The 22,908-nt window shown below is 33.1% G+C and carries 9 protein-coding genes; 3 read left to right on the top strand and 6 right to left on the bottom strand.

The window, feature by feature from the left end; genetic code table 11:
• Positions 1-33 precede the first annotated feature (33 nt).
• The 3 genes from D6T69_RS07040 to D6T69_RS07030 all read left to right on the top strand — a co-directional run bounded on the left by D6T69_RS07040 (position 34) and on the right by D6T69_RS07030 (position 4,124).
• Entirely contained in the window at positions 34-1,179 is a 1,146-nt protein-coding gene (locus tag D6T69_RS07040) for a putative phage abortive infection protein (protein ID WP_125067072.1), read from the top strand.
• 84 nt (positions 1,180-1,263) lie between these two features.
• A complete protein-coding gene (locus tag D6T69_RS07035) occupies positions 1,264-3,105 on the top strand; it encodes a PLP-dependent aminotransferase family protein (protein ID WP_125067071.1) in 1,842 nt (613 codons plus the stop codon).
• Positions 3,106-3,848: 743 nt separating this feature from the next.
• Positions 3,849-4,124, top strand: a complete 276-nt coding sequence (locus tag D6T69_RS07030; RefSeq protein WP_125067070.1) for a hypothetical protein — start codon at positions 3,849-3,851, stop codon at positions 4,122-4,124.
• Between the two features lie 978 nt (positions 4,125-5,102).
• On the opposite strand, the gene D6T69_RS07025 is transcribed toward D6T69_RS07030, so the two are convergent.
• From D6T69_RS07025 to D6T69_RS07000, 6 genes are all read right to left on the bottom strand, one after another.
• Positions 5,103-15,887: a LysM peptidoglycan-binding domain-containing protein gene (locus D6T69_RS07025; protein WP_125067069.1), complete on the bottom strand. Its 10,785-nt coding sequence runs from the start codon at positions 15,885-15,887 to the stop codon at positions 5,103-5,105.
• A 20-nt stretch (positions 15,888-15,907) separates the two neighbouring features.
• Positions 15,908-17,236, bottom strand: coding sequence for a hypothetical protein (locus tag D6T69_RS07020; RefSeq protein WP_125067068.1), 1,329 nt, complete (start codon positions 17,234-17,236; stop codon positions 15,908-15,910).
• A 3-nt stretch (positions 17,237-17,239) separates the two neighbouring features.
• Positions 17,240-20,923: a hypothetical protein gene (locus tag D6T69_RS07015; protein WP_125067067.1), complete on the bottom strand. Its 3,684-nt coding sequence runs from the start codon at positions 20,921-20,923 to the stop codon at positions 17,240-17,242.
• Positions 20,924-21,033: 110 nt separating this feature from the next.
• Positions 21,034-21,321, bottom strand: a complete 288-nt coding sequence (locus D6T69_RS07010; protein ID WP_125067066.1) for a hypothetical protein — start codon at positions 21,319-21,321, stop codon at positions 21,034-21,036.
• A 106-nt stretch (positions 21,322-21,427) separates the two neighbouring features.
• Positions 21,428-21,787 carry a hypothetical protein gene (locus tag D6T69_RS07005; protein ID WP_047790760.1) on the bottom strand — a complete coding sequence of 120 codons (360 nt, stop codon included), beginning with the start codon at positions 21,785-21,787 and terminating at the stop codon, positions 21,428-21,430.
• 193 nt (positions 21,788-21,980) lie between these two features.
• Complete coding sequence (locus D6T69_RS07000) at positions 21,981-22,904, bottom strand: PorP/SprF family type IX secretion system membrane protein (protein ID WP_125067065.1); 924 nt, start codon at positions 22,902-22,904, stop codon at positions 21,981-21,983.
• Positions 22,905-22,908: the final 4 nt, after the last annotated feature.

Here is a 22,908-nt window from a genome sequence, read left to right as displayed (position 1 = left end):
TATCTTAACCTCTGATTACTAACAAAAAACATTGTGATTGAACGAAAAGAAAATAAAAATATTTATGGGCTAAGTAAAATATCTAAATGGATTCTAACCGCTTCGTTTACAGCCCTATCATTCTCTTTTATAGCCCCTTACCTACTAACTAAATTTTCTATAATCGATTTTACTGAAACTGGAGAGATTGGAGATACTTTAGGAGGGATTATGAATCCTTTTATTGCATTAGGTGGAGCACTACTAACTTATCTTGCTTTTTACATGCAATTTAAGGCTAATAAATTACAAAGGGAACAATTTGACATTCAAATAGAAAATGAAAAAAAACAGTTTCGTGAAGAAATTAAAGAACAAAATGAACAGTTCCTTAAATCTCAGTTTGAGAATCAATTTTATGAAATGATTAGGTTACATAAAGAAAATGTAAGTGAAATTTCAATAAGCTTAAAATCACATTATCTTTCTGGTGGTCAATCAATCTATTCTGATGATAAAGTTTCTGGTCGTGAAGTCTTCAAGTATTTACTAGAAGAAATAAACTTACTATACTGGATAACAAAAGAATTTTTCCCAAAAAAAAGTTCCAATTTCTTAATAAATATGGCCTATGGTGTGTTTTTTCATGGTAATAATTTTGACAAAAAACTTGAGTCAAAAGGACCAAATGATAAGAATCATGTTGACTTTATAAATAGCCTTATAAACATAAACGTCTGGCATTCTCATGGTAATTACAAAGGTCTAAATCAAGTTGTTAAAAGACATACTGGTTTTGAAAATGCTAAAGAGTTAAATTTTATTTTATTTGAAGGACATTCTTCACATCTTGCACATTATTATAGACATTTGTATCAAACAGTTAAATTTGTTGCAAATCAAGATGAAACAAAGATTACCTATAGTGAAAAAAGAAAATATTTAAGAATATTAAGAGCTCAATTATCAAATCAAGAGCAAGTTCTACTATTCTATAATTGGAAATCAGGGTTTGGAAAAAATTGGGAAAACAAGACTAATCGTTTTTTTACTGATTATAGAATGATTCATAATATTTACAATGATTTACTAATAACAGACTTTAATCTAATTAAGCTATTCAACTTAGAAAAAGAATCATATTACAGGAAAGAACCAAATAGAGAAAATGACACTTTATTTGAGTTTCAAGATTGGTAAGTTTTAACAACAAAACTCTCCTCTCCTAACTTTCTAAAAAAATCTAATTAACGTATCTTGCAGTCTTATTAAAAGACACCTATAATGCAAGACAAAAACTTACATACTTATATAAAAAATGTTGTAGAAAATATGCCAGCAGATTGGTTAAACCTAACCACTCACCGTCTGGATATTTATGTAGAAAAACTAGCTAAAACCCAGTTTTTAGAACAGTTTGAAGATTTGTATAACAACAACAATGCTACTGCTTCATCTCTAAACGAGTTACCAACTGCATACGATTATATTCGTTTAGGGCATCCGTTATCGTCTGTATTAGAGTGGACGATAGCCAAACTATACAACACAAAAGCAGCGAATGTAATTAGTTTTTCATCACAAACGGTTCCTTTATTGGCTGTGTTAAGAGCGAATTTATTTGCTAATAAAAACACGCAAATAGTGTACACCAATGAAATCCCTAGCTTTTTTGATGCAGAGGTAATTAAGAACGTATATGGATATCAGTTTGAATTAAAAAAGGTGGATAGTGTTGAAGCTATTCCTGAGTTTGATGGTAGCACCGTATTGATTGTTGAACAAGAAGCTATTTGCAACTTTACCATTCTACCTAATGTTGATTTCTACATCAACATACACCCAGAATTAGGAAGCCTATTATTGGTAAACGGAGAGCAAAACGATTCTTATATTTCAGACATTCAACATGTAAGAAGAAGAGAAACCATTGCCATGACTCCTGCTAATTCGTTAAAAACATTAAAAAGTCTTATCGATGAGCCGTATGAGGTTACAGTAACTGACGTAGCACAAAACAAAGCGAAGGTTGAGAAACTCATCAACGAAATTACCAACACCAGTACAAAAGCGTTAGTTGCTTCAAGTGGACTTTCAATACAATATGCCATTTTAATGGGATTGATTGATGATGCTCTTGAAAACCATGAAGGAAAAGCGATTAAAATTGTAGTGCCTCCAAACTGTTATGGTGGTACAAACGACCAAGCGAGACGTGTTGCTGCCTGTTTAAACAACGTAGACATTGTTGATTTACCTGTTGATGGTGACAACGACATGGTAGAAAGTATTGATACCGTGTTAACCAACATTGCAGCACAAGATGCGGTTCCGTATATCATTGCAGAAATTCCGACCAACCCAAGAGTAGAAGTACCTAATCTTACCGATTTAAGAGATGTTTTAAGTAAAAAACGTACAACTCCTACTGGTGAAACAGCGGTTGATCCTGTGTTTATTTTAGACCAAACTTTCTGTCCGAATGTTCACTTTTTAGGAGATACAGACATGTTAGCCAATATTAGAACTATTTCGTTTGCAAGTGGTTCTAAATTCCCTAGTGGTGGAAAATGTACTGCTGGATACTGTGTTGGAAATAAAACAACCAACTCGTTAATAGAAAAAATAGAAAAGCACTTACACATTTGCGATAACGAGGCTACACCGCTTCAATATGAAATATTGGCTGCACAAATGCCTTCGATGACACAAAGAATTAGTGATGCTTATAAGAATACTCGTGAGTTTGTAAACTTTATTCATGAAGTTTTACCTGATACTAAAATCAATTTTGTTTCAGAAGAACTAGCTTCACAAGGATTTACGCCATCGGTATTTTCGTTAGACCTTCCTACTAAAGGAAATACTCCGGAAGAAAAAGAAGCGTATAAAAGAGCCTTAAACTTAAAGCTTATCAATTTAATGATTACTGAAATTCCGAATGAAAGTAAGTATTGTGTAAGCTACGGACAGTTAAAAGGTTGTTATTGGACGATTCCTGCAACCTCAACACAAGGAACTACCAAAGAAGGTGATAAAGATTATATTGCTCGTGTAGCACTTTCTCCTAATATCGATTTAGCGCTTCATAAAAAAGTTTTCCTTGATTTTGTAAATAGTATTTAAGAATAATAAAACTTCATTTCGACTATATGAGTGACTCTTATTTTAAAGATTTCTCCTTTCGTTACACTTCAGTTCGAAATGACAAAACAAAACGTCATTTCGACCGGAGGGAGAAATCTCACCAAGGGCAGTAACTCCCATCGTTAAGATTTCTCAGTCGTAACCTCCTTCGAAATGACAGTGGTCGAGAAAAAGATTGCTTCGTCATACCTCCTCGCAATGACGGAAACTATAAACAAAATAGTCATTTCGAGCCGAGCGGTAGCGAAGTGTGAGAAAACCCATGAATAATAGTTACTCACAACCATACACTTTCATTTTCTCTTGATACAAAGCGAAACAAAAAATCAAGACTTATTTTTCCTCTTTTGAATTCTACGTTATATTCCGTATTCGAATCCAGACCGCAAACTCTTTGGATTCTCTTACTACTCCATAACCTTGAATTCTACCAAAAAAAATAGGTCAGAGTTTAACCATACCCCTCCTTTTATTCACAAAGACGGTTACAAAACGTCATTACGAACGAACACTGAGCGAAGTCGAAGTGGAAAGTGACGTAATCTCATGAATTAGGAGTAACTCTTAACATTAAGATTTCTCCCGCTGGTCGAAATGACTATAACCAATAATCGAAATCAATAAATACCAATATCACTACGGAAATCCACATTTTTTTCTGCATATATCACCTTTTAAATTATTACTCCAACAAGTAATTTTGCATATATAAAATATGAATTATGGAAGAAGTAGTTTTTAAAGCCTTATTAACTGATACTAAGTTTAATAAAATAGACAATTTTATTCAAGAAGTAATTAACGCTAACAAAAATAACGGAGCTACCTACGAGTCAGTAAGAGAGTCTATTATAAAATTGATTTTATACCGATTTATTAAAATAGACACTAATGCTTCTAACGACTGTATTCTACGAGAGAATAATTTTTACCAAGCTCGTGAACTTGGTAGTGTGAGTTCTTGGTTAGAAAAAAGACGTACTTACGAGTATTCTTAATAAGATTACTTACATACACTAAAGTCAAATTGGATAGTAACCTAATCCAATAAATCAAGAACGGTCATTTCGAAGAAGCGATTTTATGAGCGACTGAGAAATCTTATAAATCAGAGTTACTCATAATTTTAAGACCTCTCACATTTGTTCGAGGTGACGGGAGGCGAGAAAAAGATTGCTTCGTCCTTCCTCCTCGCAATGACGATAATAGAACGTCCTTAGAAAACAAGCCGAAAATTACACCGCAAGAAACGTCAAAAATGAAAAGCTGTTTGAGCGACAGCGAGTTCTTTTCTTTTAGTTTCGAGGATGGTAATTTTCTAGTGAAGGTTTCGAAAGACTAGATTTTTTTGGTTCTTTTTCATCAATGGAAAAAGAGCAATACTACAATAAACAAAACGGTCATTTCGAACCGAGCGGTAGCAAAGTGTGAGAAACCGTAAGGTTCAGCGGAGCTAAAATCAATGAATAGGAGTTACTCATAAACATATACTTTCATTTTGTCTTGATACAAAACGAAACAAAAAATCAAGACTTATTTTTCCTTTTTTTGAATTCTACGTTGTATTCCGTATTCGAATCCAGACCGTAAACTCTTTGGATTCTCTTGTACTCCATAACCTTGAATTCTGGCAAAATAAAAATAGGTCGGTTTTTACTCATAAGCCTTCTTCACTATGCAATCACAATAATAAAACGTCATTACGAACGGACACTGAGCGAAGTAGAAAGTGATGTAATCTCATGAATCAGGATTATTCATAACATTGAGACCTCTCATATCCATTCGAGGTGACAGTAGTCGAGAAAAAGATTGCTTCGTCCTACCTCCTCGCAATGACGAAAACTAACAAATAATAATTTCATTATAGAAGAGTTTAGTTCTTGTTTTCATGATTTCAAACAAGAGCTTTGTTAAATTTAAAAGCGGACTTTCGTCCGCTTTTCTTTTATCTACATCTTTTTAAAATACTTTTCTTATAAGTTTTTTATGTACTTGTAAGGTAGTACTAAATTTGATAATTGTATTAATGGTAACTGAGTTTCGGTTACTTCAGAGAATACCGACAAATCAAATGAAAAATAGGCTTCTGTTGTTGTTGGTTTTTTATCTTCATACCATTTTTCTAATGCTTTTGCTAACTGACATACAAAAGGTGTATCAGAAGTAATTTCTTCTGAACATCCCTCAGCTGGTATTGTATAATCTTCTGGAATTTTAAAAGAAAAAGGTGTGTATAATAACACTGGTAATTGAACCGGTGGTAAATCACTTTTAGCTGTTTCTTGTAAATAGTAATTCCAATAGCCTGTTATCTTAATTGTTTGTTGATGTAATTGATCGTACGTAAAGAATGTTTTAAAGAATGTTGCCAAATGTTCTGACAAAGACACACTGCTTCCATTCTCATCTAAGATTTTAGCTATATTAATTTTAGTATTATTACTTAACAACGGTATTAGTTTATTAGAAAATCTAATTAAAGGAGTTCTATAAATGAACTTAGGATTTGTAGGATTGTCTTCCACCAATCCTTCATTTCTAATTACTGCAATTCCTGCCCATGTATTTTGGAACTGCAATACATTTAACCCGTTTACCTCAACAGTTCTATTTGGTATTTCAAAAGAGCAAGGATATCCTAAATACTCCTTTACTTTGGCTTTAGAGTCTTTTACGTACCAATACGAATTTTCAATTGGTGCTCCAGATTCATCAGTTGCTTGTACTCTTGTATAATTATTTATGTTAATTAATGGAGCACTAGGAATCTCCGCCAGCTTAAATTCACTCATAAATAACTGCTTGTCTATTTCAGACATATCTTGAGGAAGTACTATACTTACTACCAAACGCTTACACTCTTCACCTCCTTGGCAATCACAAGTAGTAGTAAAATGTGGATCTTCTTTTTGTTGTATGATAAAATTATAAGCACTTGTAGTTTCTGTATCCTCCTCTTGAGAAGCTTTATAAAGCACTGCTTTTTTATTATGTTGATCCCAAGCTAATGATAAATTATTAGTTAACTGCACCATAGCTTGCATTGCATAAAATGCTTTGTCAAGATTTGGATCAGTCTCATCAGATGTAGGAGATATAAGAGTTAAATACTTAGTCATATCATTTAACACTGATGACCATACATTTACCATTTGGGCCATATCATTGAATAAATTTCGTGCACTACTACGTTTAGCTTGTGGGTTATTATCCTGACTATCAAAAGTATTAAACCTAACATCAGAATAAATTTGGTCTTGTGCTGCTTGATCTTCAGAATAAGTGTACGTGAAATTCCATTCTGAAGCTTTCTCTAGAACTTCTTTCGTTGTATCACCTACTACTGACACTGCTTTACCTTCTTGAGTTGTTAGCGTTGGTGGTTTTGGATAATTACGAAGAACTATAGGAATATCTACAGTACCTAAAGACTGTTGTAGCGGAGATTTATCAAAATCAGGCTCTACTGTTTCAGCTAAATTAACAGGCACTATAAATGTTAACCATTTTGATGCTTGATATCCTTTTACATCTGGTACATCTGTAATATCAAATTCAACATGAGTAATTTGATAATCCATTCCTAGAGGCACTGTCGTAAACTCTTTTGTGTTTTTAGTAGAAAAGATAAAAGATATATCAGATGTTTTTTCACCATCTTCGTAATCTAACTGTATTTTGGCATTAGAAATTGAATACAGTTTACTATCTCCTTCTTCATTATTAACAATACTTGGAGTACCATATAAACGAGGAGCTATCTGATTTTGACCTTCTCTTGCTATTCCTGATTCGGCAGTAACTTCCATTTGTACTACTGCATTAACAGAATAAGTATTTCCTAACTGAATAAGTAGTTGTTGTTTAAACTTTTCTTGGGCATTTAATTTTCTTGTTTCATTTACTTCTGGTGCTGTAAGAATTGGCTCTACCTTAGTTGAAATAGTTTCTGCCAGTAATGATTTAGCTTTGGTTATGGCTTCAAGGTAAGATGTAGCATCACTATTTAAAGATTTTAAAAACTCTTTTTCTTTTTCAGATTTTAATTCGTCTACCAAAAATGCTGGTACTGCATATTCTGAACTTAAGAAAAGGTCAATTGCATCTAAACATTGTTTTCCCCAAATATCCATATCTACATCCGTAAAGTTCTTTACTGTACTTTTTTCACAATCTAACCCTTTACCTGTTACATAAGAACATATTGGAACATTCTTTTTAGATACTAAGCTAGTAGAAATTGGTAAAGGCGCATAAAAAGATGCATTTAATAAACTATAAGTATAAATCTGTATCTTGTATGTGGTAAACTCTTCTTGGGTAAGAACTCCTTGTATTGCTTCATCAAAACTAGCTTTACTCATATATACAGTTCCTACTAATGGTGTAAGTTTATTTATTACAGAATCTGGAACTCCTAGATTTGGTAGTTTAGAAATTGAATTGTTTGTAAGTTCATAAGATCCTGCTGGCTCAACATTCCAATAAATACCATTGCCTGGTTTTAGCCCCATTCTTACAATGTAAATAGCTTCATTTTTCTGACTTCCAACCAACTCTTTATCTATACCTGTAGCTATTTTAAGTACGTATTCATTTTCTTGATAGAATGTTTTTTCAAAATTGACTGCAAATTTTGTTAATGAGTGATTTTGAACTTTTTCGCCTGCACTATTTTCTTGTTCAAGATTAGGAACATAAGTATTAGGCTGAACAGCTGTATTAGTTGAAGTAACCGATGGACTATCTTTAAAATCGTTGTTAACAAAAGAAAGATCTCTTTCCATACGTAATGCCACTGTTAACTCAAAAATAGAAGCTGTTTCCAAGTTTTCTATTGCAACTGGTTGTTTTATTGAACTCATTGTTGGAGCTGCAGGAACCGATTGACAGTAAGCAATAGCATATAAATAAGCATAAATTTCTTTTACAAAACTGTTGATTGGTGCTAAGTCTATATCAGTTTCAATTCCTGGTAGCAATGAAGTACTTAATGAAAGTGTAACCGTATTTTGATCTTTTACATAAGGGTTAAATTGATTAATTTGATAGTATATGTTGGTATATACAGCTAAGTCGTGTAATGCATTTTTTTGATATTCTGGTGCATCTGGATCATTAGGGTCAGAAACACAAGGTTTACCATCTGTATTTAGGTATCGTGTAACATCAAAAGAGAAATTTAATAATAATTCTCTATCAGTATCATTCTCCAATTTTACATCGTAGGTAATAAATAAACTTGGCCATTGCGAGAACCCTTTTAATTCATCAAGGTATCCTACTTGCACTGGTGGATTGTTAAGAGGTGATTTTGTATTCAACTCTGGATTACTAAACGGTGTTACCGTTTCATTACCGTAATAATCAACCCAATCAAAATGTATTTGTAATGTGTTACCTATACCTCTATATGGATTGTCTTCTTTTGGAGGGAATCCTTCTGGGTAAGAGTTATTAGGATTATCAATCGCATACTGCGCTATAGGAATTACTTGATTATAAGTCCAGGGCGAATTAGTATTCTCTTCGTTTTGGTCTTTATTATTTGCTGGACCTGAAGGCAAGCCTACAATACTTTTGTTAAAATATCTGTTTGCAACTACTTGGTAGCTTAATAAATTGTATAAGTTATTCAAATAGGTTTCTGCATATCCAGAATCACTTGGATTATTTGGAGGAGTTCCCGGATTGGTTCTAGTTAACTCAAAACCTGCTGTACCTTGTTGTATTGATGATACTTTATGAACTACCTGATCAACTATAGCAAATGTTGTATTGACATTAAAAACAGCTGCATCTTTAATTATAAAAGATAATGTATCAACATCTATAAAATAATAATTAGCAATGCTCTGCATCGTATTACCTGGTGTACCTTCTCCTGTTGTTATTTGATAAGTAACTGTAGGTATTTCTACCAATTGCCACACAGGTAAACTATCCCAATTGTCAATACTTGGGTTAAGGCTCTTAACATCATCTGAATTTACATTAAAATATTCTGCAATAGCAGTTAAATTATTAGACGGTGTATCAGTTGAAAGACCAACCTCATATTGCAATCCATCCAATACAATTGGTTTAGCTGAAGTATTAAGTTTTACATCTGTTTCATTAAGATTAGCGAGCTCGCTAATTAATATATTGTATTGAGATGAAATGCTTTGTAACGTTTCATTTGCTGAAGTCGTTGTATAGCTTAAATCTTTTTGGGCTTTAGATTCTGCATAAACGATAGAAGATGACGTATCAATTTTATCTCCCGTTATAGCACAGTTCATAAAATCTTTAAGAACATTATTATATGAATTGCTATAAGTAACCAATAGTGAAATTGTTCCATTTCCTGAACTGTCAAAAATAGTATCAGGGAAACCAGTATTTCCTTCAATTTCGTTGTATAATAAATAGTATCCTCCAGACCTCGTAATACTACACTCCCATAATAATTTTACAAAATCGTATAATGTGTTTAAAACTCCATTAGGTTTTTCAGCTTCTTCTATTTTAAGACTTTTTTGTAATGATTTTAATTGTACTGGATTTGTTTCTGTTGATAAGTTAGATTGAACTATAAATGTTTTCATATTTAGATTTCCAACAGAAAGTAATCCATCACTTCCTTCATACAACCATTGTATATCTTCAATTACTCCTTGATTATTAGAAGAAGAATTAGGGTCTAAAACTCTTAATAATCTTTCTAAAATCTGTGTTCCTGATTCATTCGCCCCTATTAACTCATAAGTAAATGCACTTGTACCCGGAGCAGTATCGTCAGCCTGCTTTTTAATGTCTATTTCTAAAAGTGTAGACCATCCATAATAATCAGAGTTTTTATAATCCATTGCTCCAGTTGTGGCATTATATGTTCCTATTTGAATATCCATAGCTGAGCCAGCTCTTTTAGGTATCGCTATCTGTTGTAAAAGACCTGATGGGAAATTCCAAATTAGTGGAGATATTTCAGTTTGTCCTCCTAAACTACCATAAGGAAGGTTTACCTCTCCTGAGGTACTCCATTGGATAACTGTTTGAAATGTATATTGAACAGGAATTAAGTTATAAGGCTTCATAGCTGCCAGTTTTAAAATATCTGGCTCAATACCTGTTTGTTGAGCATAAGTAACCACAGTAGCTATTTGTGATATATCTTCTGGAGTTAACTGTATTGGTAGTGTCCCTTTTTTAGGATCTCCTGAAGGAACCTTTCCGTTAAATTGCAACCAATCTAATGTAGTGTTGATTAAATTAATCGTAAACCCTTCTTTAACATCACTTGGTATTTCAAATTGTTGTCCTGTTAATCTATATAATGCACAATCATCACCTGTACATGGAGAGTTTGCATTGAGTGTTAAACCTGATAAGGTAGTTGGCAACCTCATTCCATGAAGTTGATATCTCGACACCATACCTGATAATTGTGTATATGATTGTTTTGCTTTGAAATAATCTAATATACTTTGTACATCTAAGCATCTTAATTCTGGTATGTTTGCTGTACTGTAATTATCAGAATCATAAAATAAATTATTGACCTGTTGGTTATGATAGCTTGTTCCTAAAACCTCAGAGGTTGTGTTATATTTTTGAGCTATTTTACCTAAGGTTTCTGCATCATCTGGATTACTAAAAGTAGCAGTTGTGTGAACAAAAGGTTGAATTAATAATACCCCTAATGGTTGCACTTGCAATGATTGAACTTCTGTATCATTAGCAAGATCATTTACTGTCACTGTATTAGTAGGGGCACTTAGTTTTTTTGCAATCCCTGTTAAGGTATCTCCAGGTACAATTTCATAAGTAATATTATCATAAACAAATGAATTACCTGATATAAATAGTCCTGGAACAGATTGGTTTTGTAGTAATAAATCAGCTACTGAAATATTATTAAATGTGGTACTAGCTATACTAGTAAAGGTATCTTCGCTTTTTGCTGTATAATTTGCTGCTGCAATAATCAAGTTTGCTTCCGTAGTTAAAAGTGTATTTTTCTGGAAACTTGAATCATTCGCTAAATCTGCTACGGTAGTTTGTAATCCCGTAGCCACCTTATTAATAGTATCAGTCACTTTTACTGTATAAGTCTTAGCTTCATACGTAATTTCTTGAACTTGTAATAATTCTGGGATGGCTGCATTTTGTGTAATCAGTAATGCTGTTTCTAGGGCGTATTTAGCTCCGATAGAAACAAAATTGTCACCATCAAGAATAGTGTACATTACTCCTGTAATTTGAATATCAATTCCATCATTTAAAGGATGAGATTGGTTGGCCTTAGAAAGGCTACTTACCTCAACAGCATTGGTTGTTCCATCAGAAGTGCTTATACTATTAGCCCAGTTTGCCATGGCATTTAGACTGTTACCTTTAGATAATGGATATGTGTAATTTTTTAATGCATCTTCTGCGTACCCTATAAGTTGTTTTCCTATAAGTACAAAGTAGTCTTCAAATACAAATGTTGATAAAGAATGTTCTACTGAGGTACTTTTTTTCAGAGCTGCGTTCGTATTTTCTTCAGATACTTTTACAGCTAATTCATTAAACCACTTTTTAACTTCAGATAAATACGCATCTGTTGCCATATTATACGTGCTAAAATCAACATCAACTCCTGCATCTGGAACAGATAACTCTAAATCGAAAAACATTGGGAATACGGCTGCTGTTTCAGGTTTTGAACTTTCTGTAACGTTTTGAATGTTCACTGCCTCAAATGTATCTTCTAGGAATGATAATAGTTTATCTGTAGGAATTGGTAATGGCGTATCTTCATTTGACAACAGAGCTAGTAATAGCTGTAAATCGGCCTCAGAAACTGCTAACTCGTCTGCCTTAGCTCTCGTACTTTCTGTAGCTGTTTCATCTGCATAGTTTTGTATTAACCATCTAAAAAAGTCTTGACTTAAATATTCAAACGATGAAGTAACTGTACTATCTGGGTTTTCTACATCAGGAGCATCAATCCAAAGTGAAGTTACATACTGCGCTGTTTGATTCTTTAAATCTCCATTTTCTGATCCAACAACAGTTAAGTGTGGAATAAAATAGATGTTCAATGTAGGTGACTTTTCTTCTGTACTTACCACTAATTTAGAGCTGTAATGCATGTCTTTGATCGGTAACTCCGACAATTGGCTTGATTTTGCTGCATATACCAAAGCTCTGCCATCAATAGACTCTGAAAGTTGTCTGTTCCATGGAGCCATACTTGTTTGATCTGTACCAATGGTAAGATCTGTTCGTATTTCTGCCTTGAAGCTAAAGTTAATTTTAATAGAGAATAATCCTAAATTTATTTTTGCTGAGACTTGTACATCTACTGAAGCTACAATAGCCAGAGGCATTTTGTTATAAGCTTCTAAAGTTGCTTGTGCATATATTTTTATGGTAATATTTACAGATGCCGAAATAATTCCAAAATCTAAAGAACCATATAATTTACCAATTAACCCAAGGGTTCCTTGTAACCAATAGTAATAAGAAGTTTCTACTTCTGTCTTATTGTTCTCTTGAAGAGTTCCTTGATATGGATGATATGTAGCAATTACCCCTTCTAAAATACCAAAAATTGTAATACTAAATCCAGCTTTTAATACTCCGTAATTAATGCTATAACCAACACCTACTTGTAAACCAATTCCAAAAACAATTACTGGATTAAAATTACCATAATTAGTTTGTGGTACTTTTTTGGTGGTAGCACTGCTTAATTTCCCGAAGTAAAAACCTCCTGATCCCATTGCTGGAATTCCTGGTGGTACAATAGCCTGTAAGGTAAAAGATCTTGAAAAGTCAAGTTTATATGGAAATCCTATATCTACCATAAAATCACCATTAGTATAAATGGCTAAAGCAATAGAAGGAAGTGTAATATTAACTGCTCCGAACTGCAAATATCTCAAGGCGTCTGGTAGCGTAAGTGCTATTTGGTATACTCCTACTCCATCTGAGATTTTTTTATACATAATCTCAAAATCTAAGCCCGCAAAAATTTTAGCTTTATCACCCGCCATGGCAATTCGTAAACCATATAGGTTAGGATCGTTGAATACGGCTTGCATTTCTAATGTCCATACCGGTTTTTCTTTGGTGCCAACATTAAGAATTCCAAAATCGGTACCTATTAACCAATTAGAGTTTTCATTAAATGAAAGTAACGAGTTTCCTGAACCAGGACCAATAGGTACTTTGCCTTTTTCTGGAGTATCAAATGCTTTTTCCATAGCATCTGTAACTTCTTTTATTGATTGGTATTGAGCTGCATTATTTAGCTCAACATGTTGCCCCATAGCTAATAAACGTAGCTCAAAATATTCCGTTCCTTGTCCAGGAACCTCTGGCATATTTTTTACATCTTGTCCTTTTTCTTTGTTAAAGACATTACTGTCGTTAATTGCTGGTACTACTGAACTACCATCAAATGCTATTTGAACACCTTGTGCATTTTTTGTTAGCTTAATACCATTGATTGTAATGAATATTAAATCAATACTTTTTGGTAATTTATAATCTACTACTACCTCCTTAGTATCTAAATCATAAGTAACCTTAAATCCATCTAAACTGATTTTATTGAGAATATCCCAAGGAGCATCTAATTCAAAGTTAGGATCGAACAGCATCTTCATAAATGAGGTAAGTAACGATCCTACACTCCAATTTTTAATCTCAAAAATGATCGTTCTACTTTCTCCCGCAACATTATATTTCGCTATAAATCCTTCCCATTCAATCATTAATAATTGGTCATCGCCATCAAAATTATAACCAATCTTAACTTCAGCATTAAAGTATTCAAGTAAAACACTTCCCATTACACCACCAGAATATTGCTTTCCTGCTGCTTTGGTTGCATCATATTTTAAGGCTAACGCCGCTGCAATATCAATTTTCTGATTAATAATAGGGAAAGTAAACTTCCACTCTACACTCGTTTTAACTTCATAAGAACCTTTTTCCTCTCCATTTGGAATATCTGCTGTTAAATCAAAACTAGTAATTGACAAATCTGCTGGTAAAAAACTAGTAGGCAACTCAAAGCCTACTTTTTTAAACAAACCGTCCATCAATTGCCCTAAGTTTAACTTGTCACCTGCAGGCATGTTTATACTTAAATCCCACCCTCCATCTTCTGTTGAAGAATTATAGTTTACTGCTGATTGTAATCTTAGATCTCCGATAGTAAAAAGACCACTAATAGCAGCAGTATAGACACTTGAACCTGTTCCTGTTACTGGAGAAGTAGAGGTAAGTTGTAATGAAGCATCAGTTAATGAAATATTGGTTATAAGGTTCATTTCAATATCTCCTGATGCAAAAAATGCATAGTATTTACTATTGATATCCATATTAATACCAAATCCTGTAAATACTACACTTACCAAACTCTCAGGTATTTTTATAAAACCACCTGTTATGGCTGCTAATAAATCATTGATTGAAACAGTTCCATCAAAAGCTGCTGATAAAGTAAGATCAGAAGTAATTTCTACATCAAAACCTCCTTTGAATATGGTTGGGAAAAAATTTACTCTTGAAGTAAAAAATAGTGTTTGAGCATTTGTAGTTCCAGTCCCAATAATTAACCAATTTACATCAAACTCTTCAATACTGAAATTATCAAATAACACCCAAGGTTTTGTAGAACCTACTGTTGTTGAAACACTATTGAATTTTAGTCCATTACTAAAATCAATTACTGCTGTAAACCCTTTGAATCCGATAGCGTTGAGAAACTGTTGTAGCACAGGAGGAATATTACTAAACCAATTATTCCCAGCCATCAACGAAAATAAATCAAGAGGAGTCACTGCTGTATCTGGTTCTGAATTAACAGAAATAACAAAAGAAGAAGTTGCAGGTGTTACAGAAGTATTAAAATCCAAGAGAATTTGGTCTCCTATATGTAATTTTAATTGAAAAAAAAGAAAAGGAGTTTGCACTACTGATTCATCAGCTTCTGCATCCATCAAGGTTAATTCGTTATCATTCAACAACAAGCTTTCGTTGTTATCTTCTTCTAAAACTGAATCTATAACAAAACCAATCGATGGATTACTTACTTCAAGAAATAAAAAAGAGATTGGTTGAGCATTTATTGGTGCTGCTAAATTTATACTAGGAAAAAGATTGGTTTTATCATTAACTTCAGAAGGGTCAAGTTTTCCATAAAGAGGTATTTTAGTCGTAACTGACCAAGAAGTCAAAAATCTAGTGGTTTCAGCCAACCAATTTGATAAAGTTATAAAGGACGCAAAGTTTTGTCCTTGTATCAAGGAAATTATATTTTTTTGCCAGCTATATTCTGTAATTTCTTTAGTACTGAAAATAAATGTAGGTGTTGTATATGGTAATCCATCAAAAACACCTCCTGTCATATATTTCCAACTAGTATCAAACTTCCAATCACTTAAATCTATTTGTATTATAAATTGCACATTACCATCAGTATCAGCTTTTATCATCAAAGTTACTTCTGTATTGGTTTTATCCACATTAAGTACAGCTGCACTTGCTTCTGATATGGTTAATGTATCTCCTTTAGGGTCAGGTATTGTAGTTTCAGAAGTATCTATCAATAAAAAGGTTCCTTCTGATAATTGATATCCTTTGGATAATAATCCATCCAAGTCTTCAGGAGGAGTCAGTTGAGAATTTATAAATGTTGCTGAGTTAATAGTAATGTTACCATTATTGGCAGCTGCCTGATCTCTAAAAGTTGTTGCTAAGTTTGAAAGGCTCATAATACAATTGTTCTATGCTGTTATATATCTATAATTAAAGCCATATGGTCACTAGTACTTCTAATCTTACCATAGTTATCCCACCCTCTGAAATAACTTAAAGCTCCAACATTCCCTGGGGCTATTCCTGCTAACGGGAGAGCTATTGGTTCTCCTAAGGCATTTAAAACCATAGCAGAGTTATAAGCTAAAGCTCCAGGAGCTGCCCCTGCTGGAATAGGCATTACTCTGTTATATGGAGATCCAGTAATTCTATTAACAATAGTCATATTAGCCGCAGGCCCACCGGCACCTAAACCACCATAACGTGTTAAAATGTTATCTATACTACTAGTATTTCTACCTCTAAATTCTGTAACTGCATATCCATAAGCAGGATATCCATTGGTATTCCAAGGGGTAGCCCCTCTTTTACCTCCATGTTTCATATGGGTAGATACGTACCCTTGAACTGGATAAGTTGCAGGAGCAGGAGATGGATTAATATGCCTTGTATATCCTAATCCTATTAAGTTATTATATGCTGTAGCTACATTAGGAGCATCATTAATATCTACGTTAAAATCGCCTACAATGACTGCAACTTCATTAGCTCCAAGGTTAATTATTTCATCTATTTGAGATATAGTATTTGTTCCATTAGCAGCTGCTGGATTATGAGGCGGTGCATGATATGATAATAATTTTATAGTCCTATTATTAGCTGCATCCCAAAATGTAGTTAAAAAAGGAGGTCTATAATTCATCGCTGGAAAATTAAGTAATGGTCCTGGAGCTCCTCCTAATGGGGGGACTCCTCTAAACTGCCATTGCCCTGCTAACCTATTAGAATTTATTCCTGCATTGATATTACCTCCAGGGACAGCTACTGCAGGTAAACAATTGTTCCAAGGAGCTGCGTAAGCCGCCAGATTTGGTACTCCAATATTAGCTACTGAATCAGAAGAATTTGCAGCTCCTTGCCAACCCCATGGTCCACTAAAACTAAGGTTATTTGAGTTATAGTATACAGATATCCCTTCTGTCCTATTCATTCCCCCCAAAATCAGTGGAGGAACTAATTTCCATTGATTTCCAAAATATACACGAAGTAAGTTCAATAATTCAAGAGCCCCATCTCTTCCTCCTGCTGTTATCAGACTACCTTCTCCATTTCCTGCTCCTGTAGATGTTTCTACCACAACAAATATATCTGGAATATTAAGAAAAAAAGTATTTAAAATATGCCATAGTCTCTGACCTGAGGCTACATTTTTAGATAGTGTACTTCCTGTTTGCCTTGCCATACTTGGATTATTAATCTTATTAATTCCAAACTGTTCTATGTTCCAATAGAGTACTCTTGCCATGACCTATGATTTTGTTTTGTTATATGCTGCGTACCATCCTAAACTTTTGGCAGTAGCTCCTGGATTTGGGTTTCCAAAAAGTAAAAAATTAGTACTTCCTCCTGGTGGTAGTTTAAGAATTCCTAAAAACTTCAATGCTATTTTACTCAATGTCATTAAATATGATTGTTGAGCTTCTACATATTCTAATTTTAAAGTATCAATAGATAATTTTAAGACTCCTTGTAAACTAAGAAGTTTAGCGTTGCTGCTAGTTCCTGGAAGTTTTATTCCTACAAATGCGTTATAGGCAGTATCGGTAGCTTTATTCCCTGGACTCCATGCAATCAATAAACTAGCATTAAAATCTAATGACGCCGCTAATTCACCGGGAGTTCCCATATTTAAGGTCATTTCTAGTCCATACCAATCTTCTGAAAGCCCAGCAGTATTGATTCCCGGTAAACTTAAATTAAGATACCCTAAATTAGAAGGTTTGGTATCCTTATCTCCACTAACAAGGTTATTGATTTGTAGTGCAAAATTAGGATATAAACTTAGCTGTCTAGTTGTACTAAGATCTGAGTTAAATACTATTTTTGAAGCATCAAAAGCGTAGTCTACTACTGTTGGTGTACTGATATCAAAAGCCATATCAATATATAAGTTGCTATAACTTAAACCATCTATGATGTCTGTATCTTTACCATCACCTTTACCAAAAGAAAAAGCGTCCATGACAATTGTTTTTTCTTCAGTTTCATTTGTTTCAGGAGTGGTTGTTTGCATTACTGCATAGTTTAAATATCCCCACATAGCAAAACTAGACTCTATATAAGTTGCTTTTGGATCGGTTGTTAATGTATTAAACTGAATTTTGGTAATTTCTACATTTTTAAGAAGGTTGCTATCAAAATAAAATAAGTTATCATCCGTATTTTCAAACACATACACTGGTGTACCATCATGATCTTGATATGTACCATCAAGCACTACTGTATTTAAAGTTTTAGAACCATATTTATTATTGGTACCTATAACGGTATCAGAAAATAAATTGTTCATTGTTAATTGTACCTTACTCTGGAAAAATTTTATCGCTGTATTTTCAAAAAGAACTTGTAATTGAAGTACTTTAAAATCGTAAGTAGCTCCCGCTAAAGGAGGAACAGGTTTGTTTGTATTTAATCCTTGTAATAGTTGTTGCTGATAAGCTGTATCTAGATAATTAATGAGTCCGAAAAGAGAACTCTTTTTTTGCATTTGAATTTCACCATCAGCATTCACTTTATTGACTTCTATTCCAAAATGATGTGCATTAAATCTAGTCAAGTCAATACCAGAGATCAATCCTTTTAATTGTTGAGGAAATTCTTGTAAATCAATATCAGCTTTGAGTACTAATATTCCATTCCAATCTTTATTGTTTATAATATTATGGAACTTTTCATATAGAATTGCCTGATTACTTTCTGGGTGTTCTAAACCATATTGATAAGCTTTTTCAGCATCTTCTATATAACTCTGTATCCACGATGAAATAGCTATTAATTGTTGATAAGCATTGGCTGGGTCTTCTACTCCTTCTGTATTGAAAGTATTGGGTTGCGTCCAAGTTTTTGGATCTTTAACTCTATCTAATAAAGTCCCTTTACAAAATTTAAAAATAACTACGTTATTATAATCAGCATAAGTATTTGTTATTCCTACATTAATATCAAATGGCCAATCTTCAATTGACATTTTATTATTAAATATTGCTTCTGCTGTAGTTTGCCCTCCCTGTTCTCCACTTTTAGAAAATAGTGCACCTAAATGATTGTTTTGAGTCGCTACTAAAAACTGCTGATTGGTTAAAAAAGCACTCTGTAATGTAGTAGATAGATTAACAAAGCTCATCTGGTACTGGGCTGGGTCAGTTGGTTTCTGGTTTTCAGGATACAAATATTCAGGTATAGCCCCCTGATGAATATCATTTTGTCCTAAGTTGAGTAAGCTCCAAACTCCATTGTTATTTACATTTGCTATTAATCCTTGCGGTGTTGTAGAACTTGTATAACTGCTATCTTCATTACTCAAAAGTCTTTTTCTCTTGTTTGCACTTTTTGATGCCCTTTGCGTAGTTAATTGTGCTGCAATAAGTGTTTTTCGTTCTTTACTAAGTACTTCAGATTCAAAACTAGTTAAATTATCGTTTCCAGGTTTTTGAGAATCAGCTTCAACTGCCAAGTATGGAACAATAGGAACATAAAAATTTTGTTGAGGCATATCTACACTAGGTTCATAAAACCCTAATAAATTAGATTTACCCGTAATAATCTGACTTACTCCATGATCTTTAGCAAATAAAGAAGCACCCTCAGGCTGAGAAACATATTGTACATTCTCAGCTACATCAGATATAATATTACACCACCCTGTTAAATATTTATTTTCTAAAGTTGGATTATTGGTTCCTGGGTTTACCAGTGAAAGTTCTTGTGCAGGAAAATTTGGAGCGTAAGCTGGTTGTTTGCTTTTAAATCGTAATACATCTCCAACAGGAGTTCCATCTTTAATGGAATAAGGTGTAAAAGAGATAGTTTCTGTTCCTGACAACCCTGGTAGAAAATCAAATTGTCCATTTTCATCTACTTGATCTGATTCTGGGTCTAGAAAAAAATCGCCTTCAGGTTGTAAGTAAAATCGCTCTGTTTCATTAATATCTCTGGGAGAAATAAGTAATAAAGAACTATTTGGTAATGGAGTTAAATTGTTAGACGGATTCGTGTTTTCAATTAAATTGACTTTTGGCCATAAAGTAATAGAGTGCCCTGTATTTATTGAAAAAAAGCTAGGTATATAGCAAGATGTCGATTTTCCTGAACTACTATTAAAAATGCTTCCTGTAAACGCAAAATAGGTATTTAACCCTTTTTTATTTCCTATATCTATAGGATTAATAGCTGCTTGGGTCATTGCATACTCTACATTAGATTGAGGCTTAAAAATAGGATAACTATATTTTTCAATACTCTTGTCTGTTGGTTCTGTATGATAATAACAAGTTTCTGAATAGAAGGCTTTAAAATCACTTTCTAAATTAAAACCTAGTGGAAAACTAAATGCACCACAATTATATTGAGTAAACGATATAGTTATATCTTTATTAAGCAACGTATCACTTCCATATTCCTTGCTATTATAAGACATGTTTGGACTGTTAGTGTCATAACTTAACTGTATTTGTGTAGCTGCATCTTCTGGAATAAAAGATACTTCTGTGTTATTTCTAATAGATAATGTTGCGAAACCATTTCCCATCGTATAATTAAAAGTTTGACTAACCTTTATTACATTCTGAGAGTTCACATAAAAGTTAATTGCTATAACATTTTCATCCGTTGGTTTTGAGTTTACATCTAACAACCAAGCTGTAGTTATATTATTTGAAAAGTTTTCTCTATACTTTTGTAAATAAGCTCTTACTTCGTTTATATATTTAGTAATATTTTCGTCATCAGGAGCTTTTTCAGCAAAAAGAAAATAAACAGAAAGTTTTTTTGCTTTTGATAAAGTAAGTGTAGATTCTTTATAAGTTGAATCTTCTGGTAGTACTATGGCAGACCATTCATTAAGTTCTGGTGTTACGTTAATATACAATAACGGATCTCCAGAATCCACATTACTAAATAAAGTACCCTCAGTATCTTGTAGAGTTGAACCCATAGCATTAGAATAATATGTGTGTAAAATAACTTGGTAGTGCAATAAAGTATGAGTATCAAAACTGAGGAATTGAAAACACCCCTTAAAAAAGCATCGTGATACACTATAAACTAATCATCCTTAGGACATAAAATAGATACAATTACTATTACATCGTAAGGTGATAAATTGGATACAATCAGTTGACTCCCTTTAAAATCAGCGACAGCTATAAGCTGCTGTCTAATCTTTAAAATATGAATACCATTAAACGAGGTACTGTCATTAAATTTTACATTATTAGTATCTCCTGTGTTAACAACAATAGCTTGCTGAGCTTTACTAATATTATTAATATAACAAATACATTGAGACCCGTTATTGGTATCTAATACAGCATATTCATTCTTTAAAAGCACAATTGTATCCAGTTTGGATTTTGTAATACTTTGAGAAAATGCTGCATTACTCGCTAATACAAAAAAAGCAAGGATTGTACATACTATATACAATCCTTTTTTTTTATTAACCTTGTGTAGTTTGTGCCTGAATTTCTGCAGTTGCATCATTCTGAGCATTAGTAATATTAGAAACGGTTACTTGCGAACCTGCAAAATCTCCATTACACACCACACTATAAGATGGTGAGTTTGGCGGAATATTAAATAATCCATTAGCAGGTTTAGCAGCTCCATTGTCATAACAATTAACACCTGCAGGCGCACCTGCTATTGTAAAAGTTAGTGTATTAGCTCTACTAGAATTTGTAATAGTAAGAGTAGATTGTGAACCATTCGCTGTATTCCAGGTTGCAAACTGACCTGAATCTATAGCTGCTGAACCTTGTTGGTTAATTACTGGGTTTTGTGTTGCAGTAGTTGCCATAATTTAAAAGTTTAATTAGTTAGTGGTAACGAAGTTAAACTCTTATTTCCCTTTTTCTTTGAAAAAAACTATGAACGTAATAATACCAAGTATTAATGACTATAATTTTGATACAAGTGTTTTTCCACCTCACTACAAACAATCACAAACAACTGAAATAAAGTAAGTTATAATTAAATTTTCATGTTACTTTCTAAAAAAACCTTGGTTGCTTATAGGTGTCTTCTCCTGATTTAAAATCAAACAATAGTAAAAATTCATGTGAACCAGAACTAAATTCTCCTAAGTTAGATATAGTGTAATCATACGCATAACCTATTTGTAAGTTTTTCTTTATTTTAAAATTAACTATTCCACTCCATGAATCATCTAACCTATGAGACACTCCGAATTCCACTTTATTATTCCATAATAGGTTTAATGATAAGTCCAATGACAAAGGTGCTGAGTCTGTGTACTTAACTAATGTTGATGGTTTTAGTTGAAAATTATTCTTTAAATCTACCACATATCCTGCTGTTAAAAAACTGTGCATCTTTTCGGATGCTTTGGTTATTTTTCCATTAGACCTTTCAAAATGCAATGTTTCTAGTAAGTTAGGTATAGAAATTCCTACATAAAATTTTTCTTGATAATAAAACACTCCCACTCCAAAATTAGGATGTGTTTTGTTACTGTTCTGATTGAATTTAGGATCATTCGATTCTACTTGATTTAACGTTAACAGTCCTATTTGTTGAAAAGTTGCTCCTCCTTTTAACCCAAAAGCTAACTTAGCTTTCTCTGATATGTTAATAGTAAAAGAAAAATCGGCATAAGCATGTGTTTCACTTACAGGGCCTATTTTATCATGAATTAAAGATAATCCCAACCCTACTTTTCTACTAACTGGACTATGTATAAACCCACTAAATGTCTTTGGAGCTCCACTAACGCCTACCCATTGTGATCGCGCCAGTAGTCCTAAACTTATTCCTTCTTTACTACCTGCATAGGCAGGATTAATAACTGCCATATTATAAATATATTGAGTGTATTGAGGGTCTTGCTGAGCAAAACCTTTACTACTTAAGTTTATTAATAAAACGAGTAGTATTACATATGTTTTCTTTTTCATATAG

The organism is Tenacibaculum singaporense (assembly GCF_003867015.1).
Classification (GTDB): domain Bacteria; phylum Bacteroidota; class Bacteroidia; order Flavobacteriales; family Flavobacteriaceae; genus Polaribacter; species Polaribacter singaporensis.
The sequence above is the reverse complement of the archived record's forward strand: the minus strand, read 5'-3'. Positions and strand labels throughout refer to the sequence as shown.

What these genes read in the sequence shown, in the direction of transcription:
- D6T69_RS07005 (WP_047790760.1), bottom strand. Translation starts at nt 21,787, where the DNA reads ATGGCAACTACTGCAACACAAAACCCAGTAATTAACCAACAAGGTTCA.
- D6T69_RS07000 (WP_125067065.1), bottom strand. Translation starts at nt 22,904, where the DNA reads ATGAAAAAGAAAACATATGTAATACTACTCGTTTTATTAATAAACTTA.
- D6T69_RS07025 (WP_125067069.1), bottom strand. Translation starts at nt 15,887, where the DNA reads ATGAGCCTTTCAAACTTAGCAACAACTTTTAGAGATCAGGCAGCTGCC.
- D6T69_RS07035 (WP_125067071.1), top strand. Translation starts at nt 1,264, where the DNA reads ATGCAAGACAAAAACTTACATACTTATATAAAAAATGTTGTAGAAAAT.
- D6T69_RS07015 (WP_125067067.1), bottom strand. Translation starts at nt 20,923, where the DNA reads ATGGGTTCAACTCTACAAGATACTGAGGGTACTTTATTTAGTAATGTG.
- D6T69_RS07030 (WP_125067070.1), top strand. Translation starts at nt 3,849, where the DNA reads ATGGAAGAAGTAGTTTTTAAAGCCTTATTAACTGATACTAAGTTTAAT.
- D6T69_RS07020 (WP_125067068.1), bottom strand. Translation starts at nt 17,236, where the DNA reads ATGGCAAGAGTACTCTATTGGAACATAGAACAGTTTGGAATTAATAAG.